This is a genomic window from Rhizobium sp. Rhizsp82 (assembly GCF_047325115.1).
In the GTDB taxonomy this organism is placed as follows: domain Bacteria; phylum Pseudomonadota; class Alphaproteobacteria; order Rhizobiales; family Rhizobiaceae; genus Rhizobium.
In genome coordinates this window covers 2,796,571-2,815,051 of record NZ_CP168570.1, presented here as the reverse complement: position 1 = coordinate 2,815,051, position 18,481 = coordinate 2,796,571, and the positions used below count along the sequence as shown (strand labels likewise).

Annotated in this window: 17 protein-coding genes, 1 tRNA gene and 2 pseudogenes; 6 read left to right on the top strand and 14 right to left on the bottom strand. The window is 61.2% G+C overall.

Annotated elements, in window-relative coordinates:
* Positions 1-34 precede the first annotated feature (34 nt).
* The 4 genes from ACEN84_RS18990 to lipB all read right to left on the bottom strand — a co-directional run bounded on the left by ACEN84_RS18990 (position 35) and on the right by lipB (position 4,637).
* Complete coding sequence (locus ACEN84_RS18990) at positions 35-2,044, bottom strand: acetyl-CoA carboxylase biotin carboxylase subunit (protein ID WP_413709542.1); 2,010 nt, start codon at positions 2,042-2,044, stop codon at positions 35-37.
* Between the two features lie 102 nt (positions 2,045-2,146).
* Positions 2,147-2,839, bottom strand: coding sequence for a hypothetical protein (locus ACEN84_RS18985; protein ID WP_413709541.1), 693 nt, complete (start codon positions 2,837-2,839; stop codon positions 2,147-2,149).
* A 98-nt stretch (positions 2,840-2,937) separates the two neighbouring features.
* Positions 2,938-3,864, bottom strand: a complete 927-nt coding sequence (locus ACEN84_RS18980) for a DMT family transporter (protein ID WP_130278270.1) — start codon at positions 3,862-3,864, stop codon at positions 2,938-2,940.
* Between the two features lie 59 nt (positions 3,865-3,923).
* Positions 3,924-4,637 (bottom strand): lipoyl(octanoyl) transferase LipB, encoded by a 714-nt coding sequence (lipB, locus tag ACEN84_RS18975; protein WP_413709540.1) that lies wholly within the window; start codon positions 4,635-4,637, stop codon positions 3,924-3,926.
* Between the two features lie 170 nt (positions 4,638-4,807).
* On the opposite strand from lipB, the gene ACEN84_RS18970 reads away from it, so the two are divergent.
* A tRNA-Leu gene (locus ACEN84_RS18970) sits at positions 4,808-4,892 on the top strand.
* Positions 4,893-5,038: 146 nt separating this feature from the next.
* Positions 5,039-5,683 (top strand): metallophosphoesterase family protein, encoded by a 645-nt coding sequence (locus tag ACEN84_RS18965; RefSeq protein ID WP_413709539.1) that lies wholly within the window; start codon positions 5,039-5,041, stop codon positions 5,681-5,683.
* 53 nt (positions 5,684-5,736) lie between these two features.
* Here ACEN84_RS18965 and ACEN84_RS18960 read toward each other — a convergent pair whose 3' ends face one another.
* The 3 genes and pseudogenes from ACEN84_RS18960 to ACEN84_RS18950 all read right to left on the bottom strand — a co-directional run bounded on the left by ACEN84_RS18960 (position 5,737) and on the right by ACEN84_RS18950 (position 7,443).
* Positions 5,737-6,102, bottom strand: a complete 366-nt coding sequence (locus ACEN84_RS18960; RefSeq protein ID WP_413709538.1) for a hypothetical protein — start codon at positions 6,100-6,102, stop codon at positions 5,737-5,739.
* Positions 6,103-6,378: 276 nt separating this feature from the next.
* Positions 6,379-6,876: a BON domain-containing protein gene (locus tag ACEN84_RS18955; RefSeq protein ID WP_413709537.1), complete on the bottom strand. Its 498-nt coding sequence runs from the start codon at positions 6,874-6,876 to the stop codon at positions 6,379-6,381.
* A 72-nt stretch (positions 6,877-6,948) separates the two neighbouring features.
* A pseudogene (locus ACEN84_RS18950) lies at positions 6,949-7,443 on the bottom strand (peptide deformylase).
* A gap of 242 nt (positions 7,444-7,685) precedes the next feature.
* Between ACEN84_RS18950 and mgtE the strand changes: the two are divergent.
* Positions 7,686-9,101, top strand: coding sequence for a magnesium transporter (gene mgtE, locus ACEN84_RS18945; RefSeq protein ID WP_199629604.1), 1,416 nt, complete (start codon positions 7,686-7,688; stop codon positions 9,099-9,101).
* 70 nt (positions 9,102-9,171) lie between these two features.
* Positions 9,172-9,564: a MerR family transcriptional regulator gene (locus ACEN84_RS18940; protein ID WP_162708679.1), complete on the top strand. Its 393-nt coding sequence runs from the start codon at positions 9,172-9,174 to the stop codon at positions 9,562-9,564.
* 4 nt (positions 9,565-9,568) lie between these two features.
* Here ACEN84_RS18940 and ACEN84_RS18935 read toward each other — a convergent pair whose 3' ends face one another.
* Together ACEN84_RS18935 and ACEN84_RS18930 are read right to left on the bottom strand one after the other, a co-directional pair.
* The gene (locus tag ACEN84_RS18935; protein WP_413709536.1) at positions 9,569-10,570 is read right to left on the bottom strand and encodes a heparan-alpha-glucosaminide N-acetyltransferase; all 1,002 of its coding nucleotides are present in this window, start codon (positions 10,568-10,570) and stop codon (positions 9,569-9,571) included.
* Positions 10,571-11,338 (bottom strand): DUF599 domain-containing protein, encoded by a 768-nt coding sequence (locus ACEN84_RS18930; RefSeq protein WP_413709535.1) that lies wholly within the window; start codon positions 11,336-11,338, stop codon positions 10,571-10,573.
* A 236-nt stretch (positions 11,339-11,574) separates the two neighbouring features.
* Here ACEN84_RS18930 and ACEN84_RS18925 point away from each other — a divergent pair, with 236 nt between their 5' ends.
* Positions 11,575-12,981, top strand: coding sequence for an L-serine ammonia-lyase (locus tag ACEN84_RS18925; protein WP_413709534.1), 1,407 nt, complete (start codon positions 11,575-11,577; stop codon positions 12,979-12,981).
* A gap of 61 nt (positions 12,982-13,042) precedes the next feature.
* A complete protein-coding gene (locus ACEN84_RS18920) occupies positions 13,043-13,480 on the top strand; it encodes a DUF1489 family protein (protein ID WP_112716862.1) in 438 nt (145 codons plus the stop codon).
* Positions 13,481-13,484: 4 nt separating this feature from the next.
* On the opposite strand, the gene ACEN84_RS18915 is transcribed toward ACEN84_RS18920, so the two are convergent.
* From ACEN84_RS18915 to pip, 5 genes and pseudogenes are all read right to left on the bottom strand, one after another.
* Positions 13,485-13,763 (bottom strand): hypothetical protein, encoded by a 279-nt coding sequence (locus ACEN84_RS18915; protein WP_413709533.1) that lies wholly within the window; start codon positions 13,761-13,763, stop codon positions 13,485-13,487.
* 112 nt (positions 13,764-13,875) lie between these two features.
* Positions 13,876-15,387 carry a serine hydrolase gene (locus ACEN84_RS18910; RefSeq protein WP_413709532.1) on the bottom strand — a complete coding sequence of 504 codons (1,512 nt, stop codon included), beginning with the start codon at positions 15,385-15,387 and terminating at the stop codon, positions 13,876-13,878.
* A 121-nt stretch (positions 15,388-15,508) separates the two neighbouring features.
* Positions 15,509-16,287, bottom strand: a pseudogene (locus ACEN84_RS18905) (hypothetical protein).
* 222 nt (positions 16,288-16,509) lie between these two features.
* Positions 16,510-17,109: a transglutaminase-like cysteine peptidase gene (locus ACEN84_RS18900; protein WP_112716317.1), complete on the bottom strand. Its 600-nt coding sequence runs from the start codon at positions 17,107-17,109 to the stop codon at positions 16,510-16,512.
* A gap of 381 nt (positions 17,110-17,490) precedes the next feature.
* Positions 17,491-18,450 carry a prolyl aminopeptidase gene (gene pip, locus ACEN84_RS18895; protein WP_413709531.1) on the bottom strand — a complete coding sequence of 320 codons (960 nt, stop codon included), beginning with the start codon at positions 18,448-18,450 and terminating at the stop codon, positions 17,491-17,493.
* Positions 18,451-18,481: the final 31 nt, after the last annotated feature.

Genomic DNA, 18,481 nt, shown 5'->3' with positions numbered 1-18,481 from the left:
ATGGGTGAGTATCTCGCCGCTGTGCCGGAACGGGTCAGGCGAACTCCATGATGACGGCATCGACGGCGAGGCTTTCGCCCGGCTTTGCCTTCACTTTGCCGACAACGAGGTCGCGCTCGGCGCGCAGCACGTTTTCCATCTTCATGGCCTCGACGACGGCAAGCGTCTCACCGGCCTTGACCTCCTGGCCCTCGGCAACCGCAATCGACACGACGAGACCGGGCATCGGGCAGAGCAGGAGTTTCGACGTATCCGGCGGGAGCTTGACCGGCATCAGGCGGTCGAGCTCGGCATGGCGCGGCGTGAAGACCTTGGCGCGAACGGAGAGACCCTGCCAGTCGATGCGCAGACCGTTCAGAACAGGCCGGATCTGGGCGATGACCTTGACGCCATCGATGGTGCCGGACCAGACTGGCTCGCCAGGTCTCCAATTGGTGACAACGTGCAGCTCGCGGCCATCGGCCTTCATTCCCATCTCGAAGGGGATGGTGACATGGCCTTCGAGGAGGCTCGCAGCGACGTAGTCGCCACCGACCTTCACCACCCAGTCGCTGCGCAGATCGCCCGTCGCTGCACGGAGGCGGTCGCCATGGCGTTCGCGGCGGTTGGTCTCGATCAGCGAGGCCGAGAGGGCGATTGCCGCCAGCGCGGCCTTCTGCGACGCATCGGGTTCTACCGGTGCGAAACCATCGGGATATTCCTCGGCGATGAAACCCGTCGAAAGCCGACCTTCGCGCCAACGGGGATGTTTCATCAGAGCCGAGAGGAACGGAACATTGTGTTCGATCCCGTCGACCACGAAGGCATCGAGCGCCTCGGCCATCGCATCTATTGCGGTCAGCCGGTCCGGCGCCCAGGTGCAGAGCTTGGCGATCATCGGATCGTAATACATCGAGATTTCGGCGCCTTCATAAACGCCGGTGTCGTTGCGGACGATGATATCGCCATGCCTGCCCTCAGCGGGCGGGCGGTAGCGGGTCAGGCGACCGATCGACGGCAGGAAGTTGCGGTAGGGGTCTTCGGCGTAGAGGCGGCTTTCGATCGCCCAGCCGTTCAGCTTGATGTCCTTCTGCGCGAAGGGCAGCTTCTCTCCGGCCGCAACGCGGATCATCTGCTCGACGAGATCGATGCCGGTGACGAGTTCGGTCACGGGATGCTCGACCTGCAGGCGGGTGTTCATTTCCAGGAAATAGAAATTGCGGTCGCGATCAACGATGAACTCGACTGTGCCGGCGCTTTGATAGTCGACGGCCTTGGCAAGCGCGATGGACTGCTCGCCCATCGCCTTGCGGGTCTTCTCGTCGAGAAAGGGCGAGGGCGCCTCTTCGGCAACCTTCTGGTTCCGGCGCTGGATCGAGCATTCGCGCTCGCCGAGATAGACCGCATTGCCATGCCCGTCAGCAAGCACCTGAATCTCGATATGACGGGGATCGACGACATATTTCTCGATGAAGACGCGGTCGTCGCCGAAGGAGCTCTTCGCCTCCGAACGGGCGCGATCGAAGCCGTCGCGCACTTCCGCCTCGTTCCAGGCGATACGCATGCCCTTGCCACCACCGCCGGCCGAGGCCTTGATCATGACCGGATAGCCGATCTCGCCGGCGATCTTTTCCGCCTGCGCCACGTCCTCGATGACACCGAGATAGCCCGGCACGGTCGAGACCTTGGCGGCGTTGGCGAATTTCTTCGATTCGATCTTGTCGCCCATTGCAAGGATCGCCTTGGGCTTCGGTCCGATAAAGACGATACCTTCCTTCTCCAGCGCCTCGCAGAAAGAGGCGCGCTCGGAGAGGAAGCCGTAGCCGGGGTGGACGGCTTCGGCGCCTGTTTCCTTGCAGGCTGCAATGATTTTCTCGGCGACGAGATAGCTGTCTGCAGCAGGCGCTGCGCCGATATGAACGGCCTCATCGGCCATTTCGACATGCAGCGCGTCCCGATCCGCGTCGGAATAGACCGCGACGGTCAAAATACCCATGCGCCGCGCAGTCTTGATCACGCGGCAAGCGATTTCGCCGCGATTCGCGATCAGGATTTTCTTGAACATGAAGACTCCACCCGAGAAATGCGTCCTGAAGTTCTACGCAGAAACTTCAGGACGCACAATCGTACGAAAGCCTTGCAGCTATTCAGCTTTACGGCGCAGGGATCAGGCCACGGCCTGCTCGTCGTCGACGATCCTCAGCCAGCGGCTGGTGCGCGGCTGGTGATAATCGCGTAGCTCGAGCGCCCGCATGATTTCGGTCCATCGGGGATGGTTGGCGGCGGGAAGTGTTTCCATCTCGATGCGGCGAAGGACGCCGTGGGTAACCGGCGAAACGGGGATGACGCCGCCTTCGCAGACATTGCGCAGCACGCGCATGACGTAATCGACGTCCTGGCGGGTGATTCCCTTGCGCTCGACGGCGCGCGTCAGCTTGTAGCCGCCGACATTGTCGGTGATCGCAAGGCGGAGCTGGTCGAGGGCGAAGGCGCGCAGCTCATCCGGCACATAGGACGAGATTTCCATGATGTGCAGCACCAGCTCCAGCTCGAGCGCCGAGTTCACGACGCCATCGGTCGCGAACATGCGCATGATCCAGGCGGCGTTGATCTCGTCGAGCGATCCCTGCGGATAGCTGTAATTGACGATGAAACCGGCGAGGCTTTCGACGAAGAAAGCGTTCCATTCCGGGCATTTTTCGGGGCAGGAATTGTTGAGTGCGAGCATGACGACCACGTCGTCGGCGGTCCGGACGCCGTCCGGGAAGCTATGCTTGCGCAGAAGGCCGATGTCGTCGGCGGCCAACCGGTGCTTTCCGGCGATGACGCATGCCGGGAAAGCGAGTCGGAATTCGCTCATTTTTTATCTCCAGAACCTCATCATGAGGCCGGAGACGCTTCTATCGCGCGCGGATTGAAGATCCCTCAACAACGACAGTTAACGAATTGCCGTTTCATTCAGGCCGAATTGACGGACTTCGACTGCAGCCGTTCGCGCCAGATGATGAAAAGCCCGGACGCGACGATGACGGCGATTCCTATCCACTTGGAAACAGTGGGGAAATCATTGAACAGCGCGTAGCCGAGAACCGTGGCCGAGATGATCTCGAAGTACTGAAATGGGGCAAGCAGCGAGAGCGGCGCCAGGCGAAAAGCCCGAACGACGAGCAAATGCGCATAGCCGGAGAGCGAGCCGAGAATCAGCAGCAGCACCAGACCGAGGAGAGACGAGGGCAGGGAGATCTCGAAATCCGCGATACCGACGGCATTTCCGCCGAAGAGCGCAACGGCCATGAACAGCGTTCCACCGATTCCGGCCATGGTCTGCATCGTCAGCGGCGAATCGGCTTCGCCGATCGCGCGGTTGAGGAACAGGTAGAGCGAATAGAGGAAAGCGCAGAAGACCGGGAGCAGCGCCTTGAGACCGAAGATTTCGTAGCTCGGCTGGATGACGATCATGGCGCCGCCGAAGCCGACAACGATCGCCGTCCAGCGCCGCCAGCCGACCTTGTCTCCTAGGAAGAGCGCCGACATCGCCGTCAGCATGAAGGGCTCGACGAAATAGATGGCGAAGACATCGGCGAGCGGCATGTATTTGACGGCGACGAAGAACAGCAGGCTTGCCGCGCCATGGAGGACACCGCGCAACAGGTTCATCCAGGGGCGCTTGGCGTGCAGCGCCTTCCAGCGGAAGAGCACGAACAGCAGCGGCAGCGTGCAGACCAGCTGGAAGAAGAACCGGTAGAAGGTCACCTGGCCCGGCGACATCGATTCGAAGGTCGCCATATATTTGGCGATCGCATCCATGGCGGGAAGGACGATCATGGCACCGGCCATGATGGCCATGCCCTGGAGGGGATTCTGCTGGGATTGTGGCTGGGACATGCTCGGCTTCCGGAAACATGACCATCAACCACAGGACCGGCCCGCAGGCAAGGCGCGCCTCAAGCCTCGTTGACGGTCTCTCCGAAGACGGCTTCGAAGGATTCGCGCAGGCGCATGTCGACATCGGCCATCATCACCGGCAGGCCGAGATCGACGAGGCTGGTGACGCCATAGGCAGAGATGCCGCAGGGAACGATGCCGGTGAAATGATCGAGGTCCGGCTCGACGTTCAGAGAGAGCCCATGGAAGGTGACCCAGCGGCGCAGGCGGATGCCGAGGGCGGCGATCTTGTCTTCGCTGACCGAACCATCCGGCAGCAGCGGCTTTTCGGGACGGCGCACCCAGACGCCAACCCGGTCCTCGCGCCGTTCGCCGCGGACATTCATCGAATCGAGCGTGCGGATGACGACGTCTTCGAGGGCGGCAACGAAAGCGCGGACGTCCTGGCGGCGCCGCTTGAGGTCGAGCATCACATAGGCAACGCGCTGGCCGGGTCCGTGATAGGTATATTCGCCGCCGCGGCCGGTGGCGAAGACAGGGAATCGGTCCGGCTGCACCAGATCCTTGGCATCGGCGCTGGTGCCGGCCGTATAAAGCGGTGGATGTTCGACGAGCCAGACGAGTTCGTCGCCGCCATCGGCAATCGCCGCGACCTCTCGTTCCATTGTTTCCACAGCCTGCTCATAGGGCACCAGGCTATCGGCGATCCGCCAGCGGACGGGATTATTGCCTTCGCGAGGAAACATGGAGAATTGCAAATCGGTGCGCAGCATGGACTTTTCCCTTGCCGCACAGGGGAAGCGGCAGAGCGCTATATGGCCCCGTTTGATGCCCAATTCAAATGCTGTGATTTGTTTTGAAAAAAACTGTCATATCGCTCTTGTGCGCCCAAAATGCTTTTGCTACATGCTGCCTCGCCGACGCAAATCGGCCCTACCACGATGCGGTCGTGGCGGAATTGGTAGACGCGCAGCGTTGAGGTCGCTGTGGGGCAACCCGTGGAAGTTCGAGTCTTCTCGACCGCACCAAGAACCCGGCTTAGGCCGGGTTTTTTGTTTTTCTACAGTTCATTACGTTGTTTTCTTTATCTCGTATCTCAAGACCGTTCCGGCGGCCGGCTATCGATACGGCCGCTTCGTGCTCTAGCTTTCAAGGCAGATAAGGAGCCGCAGCATTGAGCCTGACCTTCGCAATCGGCGACATACATGGCTGCATCGATCCGATGATGCGGATGATCGAGCGGGTGGAAGCTTACGCTCCGGCAGGCAAGATCGTGTTTCTCGGGGATTATGTCGATCGCGGTCCGGATAGCCGCTCCGTGATCGAGAGGCTAATCGCCGGACCGAGTTCACCGGACTGGCAGTGGATCACGCTGAAGGGCAATCACGAGGACATGCTGACCGGCGCCCATGACGGCCGGCATGCCGAATCGTGGTGGCTGGAAAATGGCGGGATGGAGACCTTGGCGTCTTATGGCGGCGCTCTGCCGCCCGAACATCTGCGCTGGATGGAATCGCTGCCCTTCATTCATACCGATCAGCACCGCATTTTCGTTCACGCCGGGGTGAGGGAGGGGTGCTATCTCGAGGAGCAGACGCCGCATGATCTGATGTGGATCCGCTTTGCGGATGGCGTCTCCGGGGAATATTGGGGCAAGCATCTGGTGCACGGCCACACCCCCTCGGCCTCCAATCCGCGTATTTGGGGCAACCGGACCAATGTCGACGGCGCCTGTGTGTTCGGCGGCAGGCTTGCTTGCGCGGTGTTCGATGACGAAGTGCCAGGTGGGCCGGTCGAGTTTCTGACGGTAAGGCCTTAAACAAGAGAAGGGCCGCAAACGCGGCCCCGGCTCATTTTCAGATCAGCAAGTGGTCAGTGAACGCCCATGTCGCGGCAAGCGTCGGTGTGGGTTGCGCCACCGTCACCGGCCCTCGTCTGCGGACCCTTCAGCTCATCCGGCGTCTGGCAAGGCGGAAGATGCTCAGCCTGCAGTTTGGCTTCGAGCTTGTTGTAGTTGATCTTGCTCGGTGCCGGCATCTTCGACTGGTACCAGCCATCGCTGTCATTGGTGTAGTCGCTGGAATAGGCGGGCGCTGCATGCTGCGTGTAGTGCACTGCCTTCGGCGGGCTGATCAGGACCGGCTTGACATAGCTGTCATCATACATCGGAGCGGCGAAGACGGACGACGCCATGCTGATGGCGAAGAGGGAGGCGGTTGCGGCGAGCTTGATGCTCATGGTTATATCTCCTCAATCAGTTGTTGCAATCAACAACGAAACGATAACCCTCGGCAACTACGAGTTCGCTCCCCAATTGGGGCGAAATTGCGGGAGGTTGCAGGCGGATTGGGTTACGAATTGTCCATGTAATTCACGAAATCGTGGGCTTTTCTCACCAATCCGTGACGAACGTTAGTGTGCTATCAAAAGCATTTTGCCCGGCCTTTCGCAAAGCCGGGCGCCAGTATAAATACAACCCTTGGAATTATTAATAAGCGCTACAATTTTAGCCACCTAATCTTCATTCGGGATATGGGAGTCGACGCCTGTCGTTTCCAGGCGATTGCGAATGTGGCGCACGCCATCGACCGCGAGGGCGCCGAGTTCGACCTTGCGCGCCATGCCGATCGTCTCCACCGAGCCTTCAAGCGTCACCGTGTGGCCGTCGACATGGATGTCGATGCTGTCGGGGTCGAGGCCTTCGATGTTCTCCAGGTTTTCGAAGACGCGCACCTCAAGGTCGTCGCTGTCGTCACGATTGATGCTGTCGGCCCGTAGCGTGTCCCTGAGCCGGTTCTCGTTGCCGTCCTCGTCGGTCCCGTCGATGCGGAAGCCGCTGTTGCGGTCGCGGTCGAAATTGGCTGCTGTCTCTCCATAGGCGCCGTTTCCGGGCTTTCCATCCGATGCCCCTGAGGCATCGGAGTAGGGCCAGCCATCGTCGAGGTTACGTTCCTCGTAGTCGCGGTAATCGTCTTCGCGCGACAGCGTCTTCTTGTCGTCGGTCTTCGGCATGGTCTTCCTCCTTGAAGGCTCATGCTCGAACAACGCCTGCAGACCGGAATGGTTCGGCGCCGGATTATGAAATTACCGGCCGGCCTTCTCCCATTTGCGGATCAGCCGGTCGCGCTTCAGCTTCGACAGGCGCTGGAGCCAGAAGATGCCATCGAGCTAGTCGATCTCGTGCTGGATGCAGATCGCGAGGAAACCGTCCGCATCCTCTTCCTTCATCTCGCCAGACAAGGTCTGATAGCCGAGCCTGATGGAGGCGGGCCGCTCCACATCCTCTGTCGCGCCCGGCATCGAGACGCTTCCTTCCGTCTGGCGCACCAGGGTGGGCGACGAGGAGATGATCTCGGGGTTGACGTAGTTTCTGACGCCATCAGCCTTGCTGAGTTCGAGAACGAACAGGCGCTTGAAGACGCCGATATGAGCGGCCGTGATGCCGACGCCGGGGGCTGCCCGCATGGTCTCCAGCAGGTCGCCGGCGAGCGTTTTCAGATCGTCGTCGAAGGCGGTCACGGGAGTGCAGACTGTCTTCAGGCCGGGATGCGGATAGCGGAGGATGGGGCGGATCGTCATGCGGGCTTAGGCTCCTGATCAATTGCCGGGAAACTATCCTCCGGCCCGCGCATTGTCATCTCCAGAGAGGGTTTTTGACGCTAGACGGGAGAGGGCGTTTCAGTTAGCAGGGGCTTGAGTTCCTGCCGCTGCCCGGGCGGCCGGGATTCGTTTATCCGCTTGTTGACAATACCTTTTCCGCCGCCATTCTCGAACGCGGCAGGAAAGCCGTAACTGTTATGAAATTGGATGCGAGGGCGCAGATGACGGCAAGCGAAGAAGACGAACGCATCCGCAAGCGTCCAGACGACGAAGACGCCGATATCTATGACGAGGACGGCAACGTCCGCAGCGACTTCCTGACGCTTGTCGGCGCCGCCATTGCCGATCGTGATACGATATTCCTGCGCCAGAACGTGGCGCGCCTGCACGAATCGGAAATCGGCGACCTCTTGGAGGCGATCCAGCCGGAACAGCGTCTGGCGCTGGTGCGCCTGCTCGGCGACGACTTCGACATGACGGCGCTGACGGAGGTCGATGAGGCGATCCGCCGCGAAATCGTCGATCAGATGCCGAACGAGCAGATTGCCGCGGCGATCGGCGACCTCGATTCGGATGATGCCGTCTACATTCTCGAAGACCTCGACCAGGAAGACCGCGAAGAGATTCTGGCGCAACTGCCGTTTACCGAGCGGGTTCGCCTGCGCCGGGCGCTCGACTATCCCGAAAGCTCGGCAGGCCGCCGCATGCAGACGGAGTTCGTCGCCGTGCCGCCGTTCTGGACCGTCGGGCAGACGATCGACTACATGCGCGAGGAGGAGGATCTACCTTACTCCTTCACGCAGATCTTCGTCATCGATCCGACCTTCAAGCTCTTGGGCGCCGTCGATCTCGACAAGATCCTGCGCACCAAGCGGCAGACGAAGATCGAACAGATCATGCGGGAGATGAATCATCCGATCCCCGCGGAGATGGACCAGGAAGAGGCGGCGCAGCTTTTCGAGCAGTACGACCTTCTCTCGGCCGCGGTCGTCGACGAGAACGAACGGCTGGTCGGCGTGCTGACCATCGATGACGTCGTCGACGTCATTCACGAAGAAGCCGATGAGGACATCAAGCGCCTCGGCGGTGTCGGTGACGAAGAACTGTCGGACAATGTTATTTCGACGGTACGCTCGCGCTTTTTATGGCTGCTGATCAATCTCGGCACGGCGATGCTGTCGGCGAGCGTCATCGGGCTGTTTGACGGATCGATCGAGAAGATGATTGCGCTTGCGGTGCTGATGCCAATCGTCGCCTCTATGGGCGGCAATGCCGGGACTCAGACGATGACGGTCACCGTGCGGGCGCTCGCGACCCGCGATCTCGATATCTACAATGCCGGGCGCATCATCCGCAGGGAGGCGAGCGTCGGCATCATGAACGGCGTCATCTTCGCCATGATCATGGGGGCGATTGCCGGAACCTGGTTCCACGACTACCAGCTCGGCATGGTGATCGGCGCGGCGATGATCATCAACCTGATCGCGGCAGCGCTTGCCGGCATCCTGCTGCCGCTGTTGCTGGACAAGGTCGGTGCCGATCCGGCCATCGCATCGTCGGTCTTCGTGACGACGGTGACCGACTGTACGGGGTTCTTCGCGTTTCTCGGTATTGCCACCTGGTGGTTCGGTATTTAACCACGCCAACCCGCTCAAATTGACTATTACGTAAAAGTCAATATTATTGCCGGGAGAGAGTGGGAATCCGATGCCTGTGAACAAATACTATAGCATAACGGAGCTGACGCGCGAATTTGGTGTTTCGACGCGGACGCTTCGCTTCTACGAAGACGAAGGTTTGATCCATCCGGAACGCCGTGGCCGTACGCGTCTGTTCCGCCCGGCAGACCGCAGGCTCATCCAGGAAATCCTGCGCGGCAGGCGTATCGGTTTCACGATCGCCGAGATCCGCGAAATCATCACCGTCTACAAGGAGCCGCCGGGCGAGCTCGGGCAGCTGAAGCTGTTGATGAAGCGTGTCGACGAGAAGCGCGAAGACCTGCGACAGAAGCGCAAGGATATCGACGACACCCTGACGGAACTAGACAATATCGAGGAAGCCTGCCTCGGCCGTCTGGCCGAAATCGGCGTCGGCACCTGAGGGATCACTGCTGCTCTGGCGGAAGCGCCTTGATGCTGCACTGATTGGCGATCGCCTGCACGCGGTCGTCATCAGCCTTGACGACACCCGTGTGGAAGGGCTCGAGCAGCTTCTGGTCCTGCATTTCGGTCAGCGTGCATTCGCAATAAATCTGGCATGACTTGGGGTCCATGCCCTGGCACCAGCCGGGATTGCACTGGCGCATGTGGATTTCGGCGAGATCGGGCTTCGCCGGCGGCATGACGAAGGTCATTCCGTAAGCGATGGCGATCAGCACCGGCTGATGGATCAGATAGAAGGCAAGGCTGTGCTTGCCGGCGCGAGCAAGCAGTGAGCTGCCGGTGCCGATCGCGGCAAGCTTCTGCGGCAGGCCGGTGCGCAGTGCGATCAGAGACAGCGACAGGCCGGACATATAGGCGGCGGCCCAGGGGAATAGCGGCACATAGTCGTTTGAGCGCGGCGGCATGTCGGTCAGGCCGATCCACCAGAGTAGCGGATGATTGAAGATCGCGGACCTGAGGATGCCTGGCGCGACGAAAGTGTCGGCGATCCAGGCGCCGACCAGTGCGACCGTGACAACGAGTGTCACCGGAAGCGGCAGGCGGACGAAGACGACGCCGATCAGCGTCATCGCCGCCATGCAGTGGAGAATGCCGAAAAAGATCCATTCGCCGGGCATGGCGATGCGTGTTGCGACCGAGATCAGCAGCGCAGCACCAGCGATCATCGCGAAGCGCTTCCAGAACGGACGCCAGCGAATGCCACCCTGGCTCGACAGCGCCATGCTGATGCCGGCGATGAACAGGAAAGTCGTGGCGATGGCGCGGGCGTAGAGCTTCAGCCAGCCGGTCTCCGCGGTCCCGGGCGTCAGGTAGCCCATGAACTCCAGGTCCCAGCTGAAATGGTAGGTGGCCATGGCAATGAGCGCGGCGCCACGCACCGTGTCCAGCAGGCCAATACGCGGAGGACGCGCGACCACGCCGCTATCAGTCGCCAAAACAGTCATTCACAGTCTCCCGGACAAATCACCATCGCCATCAGGCTTGGGATCGCGGGGAATAGGAGAAAGGTGGAGATTTGATGGCGGGCCGCCATCCAGGATCGCCAGGCGCGCCTCGGAGAAGAACTGTCGACGGGTGAGGACGAAGACGACGGTCGCCGTCGTTGCCATGAAAACGTAAGGGTTCACGAACCAGCCGAGATAGCCGATCGACAGGAAGATTGCCCTGAGGCCTTCGTTGAAGTGGCTGCCGGCGATGATGTTCATGCGGATGACGCGTTCGGCGGCGCGCTCGGCGGCATAGATGTCGGCCTCCGTGTCGCGCATCATCGGGATCGAGCCGAACAGGATGGTGCAGTAATTGAAGAGCCGGTAGGACCAGCCGAACTTGAAGAAAGAATAGGCAAAGAGCGCGGCGAGGCCACCGACCTTGATCTCGAAGCTCGCATGGCTGCCGCCGAAGACATAGGGCAGATCGGCAAAGATGGCGCTGACCTTGTCCGTCGCTCCGAGAAGCGCGAAGCAGCTGCCGATCGCGAAGATCGATGTGGAGGCGAAGAAGGCGGTGCCGTTCTGCAGGCCGGCCATGATCTGTGTGTCGATCATCTTGAGGTCACGACGGAGCGAATTGTAGATCCACTCGCGGCGGCGCTCACCCATCGCATGGGTCAGGCTGGTGCGGCCGAAGAAGGTGCGGCCGCGCAGCAGCCAGGAATAGCCGAGCCAAGAGACGGCAAAGAAGGCGAGCGAGATGTAGTCGGCGGTGGTGAGCATCGGTGATTCAGTCCCTGATCTGCGGCGCCACTCTACAGATGCTTCAGGGTGCTGCAATCGCCACAACGGTTGCTTGGCGGCGATTTCCGCATGGACGGGCTTTCGCAAGCGGGCCGCAGGCATTAAATCCATGTGATCGGTGGTGTCGCGCCGGTCAAACGCGATGTCGGTCCGCCGCATGCGGCAGATCGTGACCGGGGTTAGTCTCGGCAGAATTTCATTATTGGGAAGCAGGCATGTTCCTTTCGGTATTCGATGTATTCAAGATCGGCGTCGGGCCTTCGAGCTCGCACACGATGGGGCCGATGTCGGCGGCCAACCGCTTCCTCGATCTCATCCTGTCGAACGAATGGCCGCGGCCGTCGTCGGGCGCGCAGGTTGCTTCGATCAAGGCCAGCCTGCACGGCTCGCTCGCCTATACCGGTATCGGCCACGGAACGGGCAGGGCGGTTATCCTCGGCCTGACGGGCGAGGCGCCCGATAGCGTCGATCCCGACAAGATGGATGGTATCATCGACCAGGTGGAGCGCTCCGGCCGCATCACGCCGCCCGGCCATCCCGCCTATTTCTTCCTGCCGAAGAACGACCTGGTCTTCGACAAGAAGCAGACGCTGCCCGGTCATGCCAACGGCATGATCTTCTCAGCTTTCGACAAGGACGAGCGCCTGCTGCTGAAGCGGATCTACTATTCGGTCGGCGGCGGCTTCGTCGTCACCGATACCGAGCTCGAGCAGATGCGCGCGAAGAAGAAGGCGGTCGCCGGTGCCACCAAGGTTCCCTATCCCTTCGCGACGGCAGCGCAGATGCTCGAGATGGCGGATCGCTCCGGCCTTACCATCGCGCAGATGAAGCGTGCCAACGAGGAAAGCCAGCGCAGCCGCGAAGAGCTCGACGCCGGTCTCGACAAGATCTGGGAAGCAATGCGCTCCTGCATCGAGCGCGGGCTGAAGGTCGACGGTATCATGCCGGGCGGCCTGAAGGTTCGCCGCCGTGCACGGCAGATCCATGACAAGCTGCAGGAGGAGTGGCGCAGCAACCGTATCAATCCGCTGCTCGCCAACGACTGGCTGAGCGTCTATGCGATGGCCGTCAACGAAGAGAATGCCGCCGGTGGCCGCGTCGTGACCGCGCCGACCAATGGTGCAGCCGGTGTCATCCCGGCGACGATCCGCTACTACGAGCATTTCCATGACGACTGGGACCAGAACGGCATCCGCGACTATCTGCTGACGGCGGCCGCCGTCGGCGGCATCATCAAGCACAATGCCTCGATCTCCGGCGCCGAAGTCGGCTGTCAGGGCGAGGTGGGTTCGGCGGCTGCGATGGCGGCTGCGGGGCTTGCCGCGGTCATGGGGGCGACGCCCGCCCAGATCGAGAATGCTGCTGAAATCGCGCTAGAACACCACCTCGGCATGACCTGCGATCCAGTCGCCGGTCTCGTGCAGGTTCCCTGCATCGAGCGCAACGCGCTCGGCGCCGTCAAGGCGGTCACGGCGGCGTCGCTGGCGATCAAGGGTGACGGCCAGCATTTCGTGCCGCTCGATGCCTGCATCGAGACAATGCGCCAGACCGGATACGACATGAGCGAGAAGTACAAGGAAACCTCCACCGGAGGTTTGGCCGTCAACGTCGTGGAATGCTGAGTTTGTGGACTTGCGGCCGGTAGCGCTTGACGCTGCCGGTCAAAAGGATTTCAACACCAGCATGGCATTGCATCTCATCAAATTATGCGTCGGCGCAGACTCGATCGAGGATCTGCGCGAATGGGTCGCCGAGCGTTCGCTCCGGGCGATCGCCGCGGGCCTCGAACCGCATTCCGTCCACACCACCCGCATGGTCCCGAAGCGCGTCGATGAACTGCTCGACGGCGGCTCGCTCTATTGGGTGATCAAGGGTCAGGTTCAGGCGCGGCAGAAGCTGCTGGGGATCGAGACATTCACGGATGGCGAGGGGATCGGCCGCTGCCATCTCGTTCTCGGCCCGGAGGTGATCGAAACCGCCGTTCAGCCGAAGCGGGCCTTCCAGGGATGGCGTTACTATCCGGAAGAGGATATCCCGCGCGACATGATGAGCCTTGGCGCCGGTGTCGCAGAGATGCCCGCGGACTTGCGCCGCGAGCTTTCGGAGCTTGGACTGCTTTAAGCGGTCAGCGCAGGCGCAGCATCACAGGCGATTTGCCGCCCGGGCATGTCACATGCAAATGGATGCGGGCTTCCGGCTGCGAATAGCGCCAGGCGCGCGCGCCATGGCAGAGCAGCAGATTGATCAGATCCTTGGTCTTGGCAGACTTGGCGCGCGGCTTCTGCAGGCCGATTTCGGCGAGGCGCAGAGCGGCCTCGTGAAGCGGATGCAGGCCGGTGCGGGCAGGCTTTCCTGCTGCGCGTGCTTCGGGCGGAAAGCCCGGTACATTTCCATTGATCGCCATAATATTCCCCGTACGCACTAACAATCGAGGTCACGAATTTCGGCGGGAGCCGCACACACTGGCCCTGCCGTGAACGGTGCCGTCAGAAACAGAACTGCCGGCACCGAAGAGATCATTGGGCAGCAGCCCAGCATTTGACGCCTGCGCGCTTCAGCGCCTTGCAGGCATTGACCGCGTCACGCTGGTCGTCGAAACCACCGAATCGGGCGCGGTAAATCTGTTCGCCGTCATTGGCATAGGCGACGGCGAAGGGCTTGGCCGAACGCAGAGCCTTGCCGCCCTTGGTCTTGGCATTTTCCAGAAGGTCCATCGCGGCATCCTTGCTGGAGGAAACGCCGATCTGGACAACCCAGCCAGCCGGACCCTTCTCGGTGACGGCAGCAGGCGTTGCAGCGGCCTTGGCAGCGGGAACCGAAGCGGTCGTCAGCTGATCAACGGAATTCTCTTCAGGCTGTTCCGGCATATAGGCGGGAGCAGGCGTCGGAACCGCGACATTGCCCTTGATCGCGACGGTCTTGACCTTGGTCGGCTGCGGCATCTCTGCCGGCTGTGCTGCGACCAGCGGGTTCTCGGACTTTACGGCAGGTGTATCGGTGTAGGCGGTCTGCGCGGCGGCGACTTCGTAACGGGCGGCCGGTTCCGGAGCGGTGTGCGGCAGATCAATCTCGGAGGCTGCTGCGACCGGGATCTCAGGAGCGCGGGTCGGAGCCGGCTCGGCGATCAGCTTGGATCCGCCACGAGTCGAGGCCTTCGGCAGGTAGGCAGCGATCAGCTTGCGCATCTGGTTGTCGCGGGCAGGGGTCGAAGCACCACCCATGACGACGCCGACGATCGAGCGGCCTTCGTCCTGCACGGAGCTGACGAGATTGAAGCCTGCAGCGCGGGTATAGCCGGTCTTGATGCCATCGACGCCGCGGACAGAGCCGATAAGGCGGTTGTGGCTGCGGATGGTGCGGGTACCGAACTTGAAGCTCTGCGTGGCGAAATAGCCGTAATATTGCGGGAAGTGCTGGCGAAGCGCGATGCCGAGGCGGGCCTGGTCGCGGGCCGTCGTCATCTGCGCAGTATTCGGCAGGCCGTTGGCGTTGCGATAGGTAGTGCGCGTCATGCCGAGCGCATGAGCCTTTGCGGTCATCATCTGGGCGAAGCGGTCTTCACTGCCGCCGCCGAGAAGCTCGCCGAGCGCGGTTGCCGCATCGTTGGCGGAGAGCGTCACGAGGCCGAGAATGCCCTGCTCGACGGTGATCGAGCCGCCGGCGCGAACGCCGAGCTTGGTCGGGGCCTGGGCCGACGCATGCGGGGAGAAGGGGACGCGGGTATCGAGCGCGATGCGGCCCTGTTCGAGCGCCTCGAACGTCATATAGAGCGTCATCATCTTCGTGAGCGATGCCGGATATTGAAGACGATCGGCATTCTCGCTGTAGAGGACGTTGCCGGTCTTGGCGTCGACGACGATGCCGGCATATTTCGGATTGGCAGCCTCGGCTTCGGCAGTGACCGACTCGGCCAGGAAGGCCGCAGTGGCGATTGCGAGCGCCGTAATCATCTTCACCAGAAAATGGCCGGACCGGGACGGAACAACGGAGGAGGCTGACCTTGACACTATTTCACTCTTCGCTTGCATTTCTGACAGTTTTGAACCGGATCGCGCGCCCCTCCGCGCCGACCGTTGTCTTCGGAAGTTACCGGGGCTGAGTTACCAATCCGTTTATGATTAATCGTTTCTTTCGCCACCAAGCTGCATTTTAGCGGCTTGTTGCAGAACGGGTCGCAAGGCGCGCCTCCACAAAGGTGCGAATAGCGGCATCAATATGGTCCCAATCGTTCAAATGACGGCTGGAGAATCGGTAGAGCACGCTCAGATCCTTGCCGACCTTGATATCGCGCTGGCAGTCGCCGCTGGTGGCAGCCTCGGGTGAGTCGGGCAGGACGCAGCGGACAGCGTAGTCGGGGGCGTTCTCACGCGCTGCCGTCAGCAACACCTCGCCGCTATAGCCAGCATCGGCGCGCAGACGGTGCAAAGTCAGGCCATCGGCATAGGGAGCGGCCGCGCCATCCATCAGATGCGTATAGATCGGCTCGATGCGCCCCGACATGTCGCGCGACATAGTGCTCTGGGCGATCTGCAGGAAGATCAGGCCAGAGGATTGCGCGACGTCATCGAAGCGGGCGCGCTGTTCCTTGGTGTAGCCCTGCATTTCCGGCCAGGTGAGATAGAGGTCGGCGCGCTCGGCGACGCCGCCGTGACGCTGGCTCGGGAATCGGAGGGTATTCTCGGAAAGGTTCAGGGTGTCGCGGCCGATGGTGATGCTGACAGCTGCGGTGCTGTCGCTATTGCCGGCAAGCGTGATGTGGCGGCCGAACCAGCGTCCGCCAAAGCTGATCGCCACCGTCAGCAGCGCCAGGACGGCGACGACAGCTGTGAGCTTGATCAGAAAACCATTGGAGAGAAGCGGCGTCTCTTCCGCGGCAACATTGGAAGCGGGATGGCTCATGGCGGATCTTCAGTCGTTGACCGCCGCAAGAGAAACGTGAGCCGCCGGTGTCAGTGATGAATCTACCGGTAGGATCGGGCGAGGGTGGTTAATATCGCATTAACCAAAGGGCGGCTCTGCCCTACAAAAGAGGCGAGCCGCTCCCGGGACAGCGGGAGCGGCTCTGGGGCGCCGGTCGGGGACGGGGATGCGGGGGACTGACCGGTGCCTAGCCTTGGGCCGCCGGACTGGCCGGCGGGGTATTTCAGGTGTTAGCGAACGCTACCGACGGCGACCGCACGGCCATCCTGAAGCTTCATCCAGCGATTCGGATCATCCGAAGACTGACGCTTGAGGTAGGTGTATTCGGTATCGGCCCAGAGCATGACCTTGTTGCGCATGTTATCGAGAATGAAGTCGCCATGGTCGGTGCGGACGGTGAGCACGGCGTGGCCTTCGCCATTCGGCTGAAGCACGACGGTCATCAGCAGGTCGGAGGGCGATACGCCGGCATCGATCAGCAGCTTGCGCTTCAGCAGCGCATAGTCCTCACAGTCGCCGACGGTGCGCGGATAGGCCCAGCGCTCTTCGACGCCGTAGATTTCCATGTCGGTCATCGGCTGGATCGAGGAATTGACCTGGTAGTTGATCTTGAGGACCTGCTTCCAGCGATCTTCGGTCAGAAGCAGCGGACCGGCGTCGCCGGCGGGATTGCTGCAGTCTGCCGGGTTTTCCTTGCAGAACTGGTAGGCGCCGATCGGCGGGCTGGCATTGCCTGCGAGTGTCATGCTGCCGGGCGCCGCCTGTCCTGGGCCCGTCATCGTGATCATCATTACAGTGGCGATAAAGGCGCCCTTGATTGCGTTGAACATTGTCGTTGTAGTCTCCCCGTTTGTTGGGAGGACAATGACACGCACGATTTTATCTCACGCAAAATTACGCAGTAAAATTAAATGCTTAGTTGATTCAAAAGCGCGGAAAACTTGAAGAATATTTGACTCGAATGCGCATAAAAGACGCAGAAAATTCGAGGCGAATTTGAGTAAAATTGTTCCATTCCGGGATAGGTCTTCTGTGCCGAAATGGCGCTATTCCGGCGAAAGTCTTAACGCGACACGGGCCGGATTTACGATTTCGTTACGAATTGAGTTGTTTCGGGAGGTGCTTGCTGAGGTGTCCAAAGATGCGGAATCGCTCAGGTAGAGCGGTGAAAACGGCTGAAAACAGCGATTTCAGACGTTGCGGCGCCAAAATTATTTTTTGAGAAAATGCAGAATTTTTGCGGTGGCCGCGACGATTTCGGCGGAAATGCCAGCGTCGTCAGTCGAATGGGCGGCATTTTCGACGATGACAAGCTCGCTGCCTGGCCAGGATTGGTGCAATTCCCAAGCCGTAACCAGTGGTGCCTCGAGATCGAAGCGCCCCTGGATCAGGATTCCCGGTATGCCGGCAAGCGCTGCGGCACCCTGCAGCAGCTGCCGGTCGGAAAGCCATGCATCGTGGTGGAAATAATGTGTGACGATCCGCGCACGGGTCAGCAGGTAGCGGGCATCCGCCCAGCGGCGCGGCAAGCCGTTCGGATCGGCAAGCAGGATCGAGGCCGCCTCCCAACGATGCCACGCGACGGCGGCAGCCTGCCGTTCGGCCGGATCGGTGCTATTGAGCAGGCCGTGGTAATAGGCGAGAGGGGCGAGATCGCCCGGGATCGACTGCGTGAAATCGGCGTATTCGTGTGGGAAGAACCGCGCCATTCCGGTGCAGAGCCAGTCGATCTCGGAGCGGCGGGTGGTTGTGATACCGGCAAGCACCATGGCGGCTACATGACCGGGATGCGACTCCGCATAGGCAAGCGCGAGCGTCGTGCCCCAGGAATTTCCGAACAGCACGAATCGGTCGACGCCGAGATAGGCACGCAGCCGCTCGATGTCGGCGACCAGATGCCAGGTCGTGTTGCCGGAGAGGTCGCAATCCTGATCAGCCGCATTCGGGAGGCTGCGGCCGCAGTTGCGCTGATCGAAGAGAATGATGCGGTAGGCCGATGGATCAAAATAGCGGCGCGCTCCCGTCGAGCACCCGGATCCGGGTCCGCCGTGGAGAACCAGAGCAGGAATGCCGTCCGGATTGCCGCAGCATTCCCAATAGAGCCGGTTGCCGTCGCCGGTATCCAGCATGCCGTGGCCATAGGGCTCGATGTCGGGAAATAGCTCAGCCATCAAAAAAGCCGCCTTTTGCAAGGCGACTGTA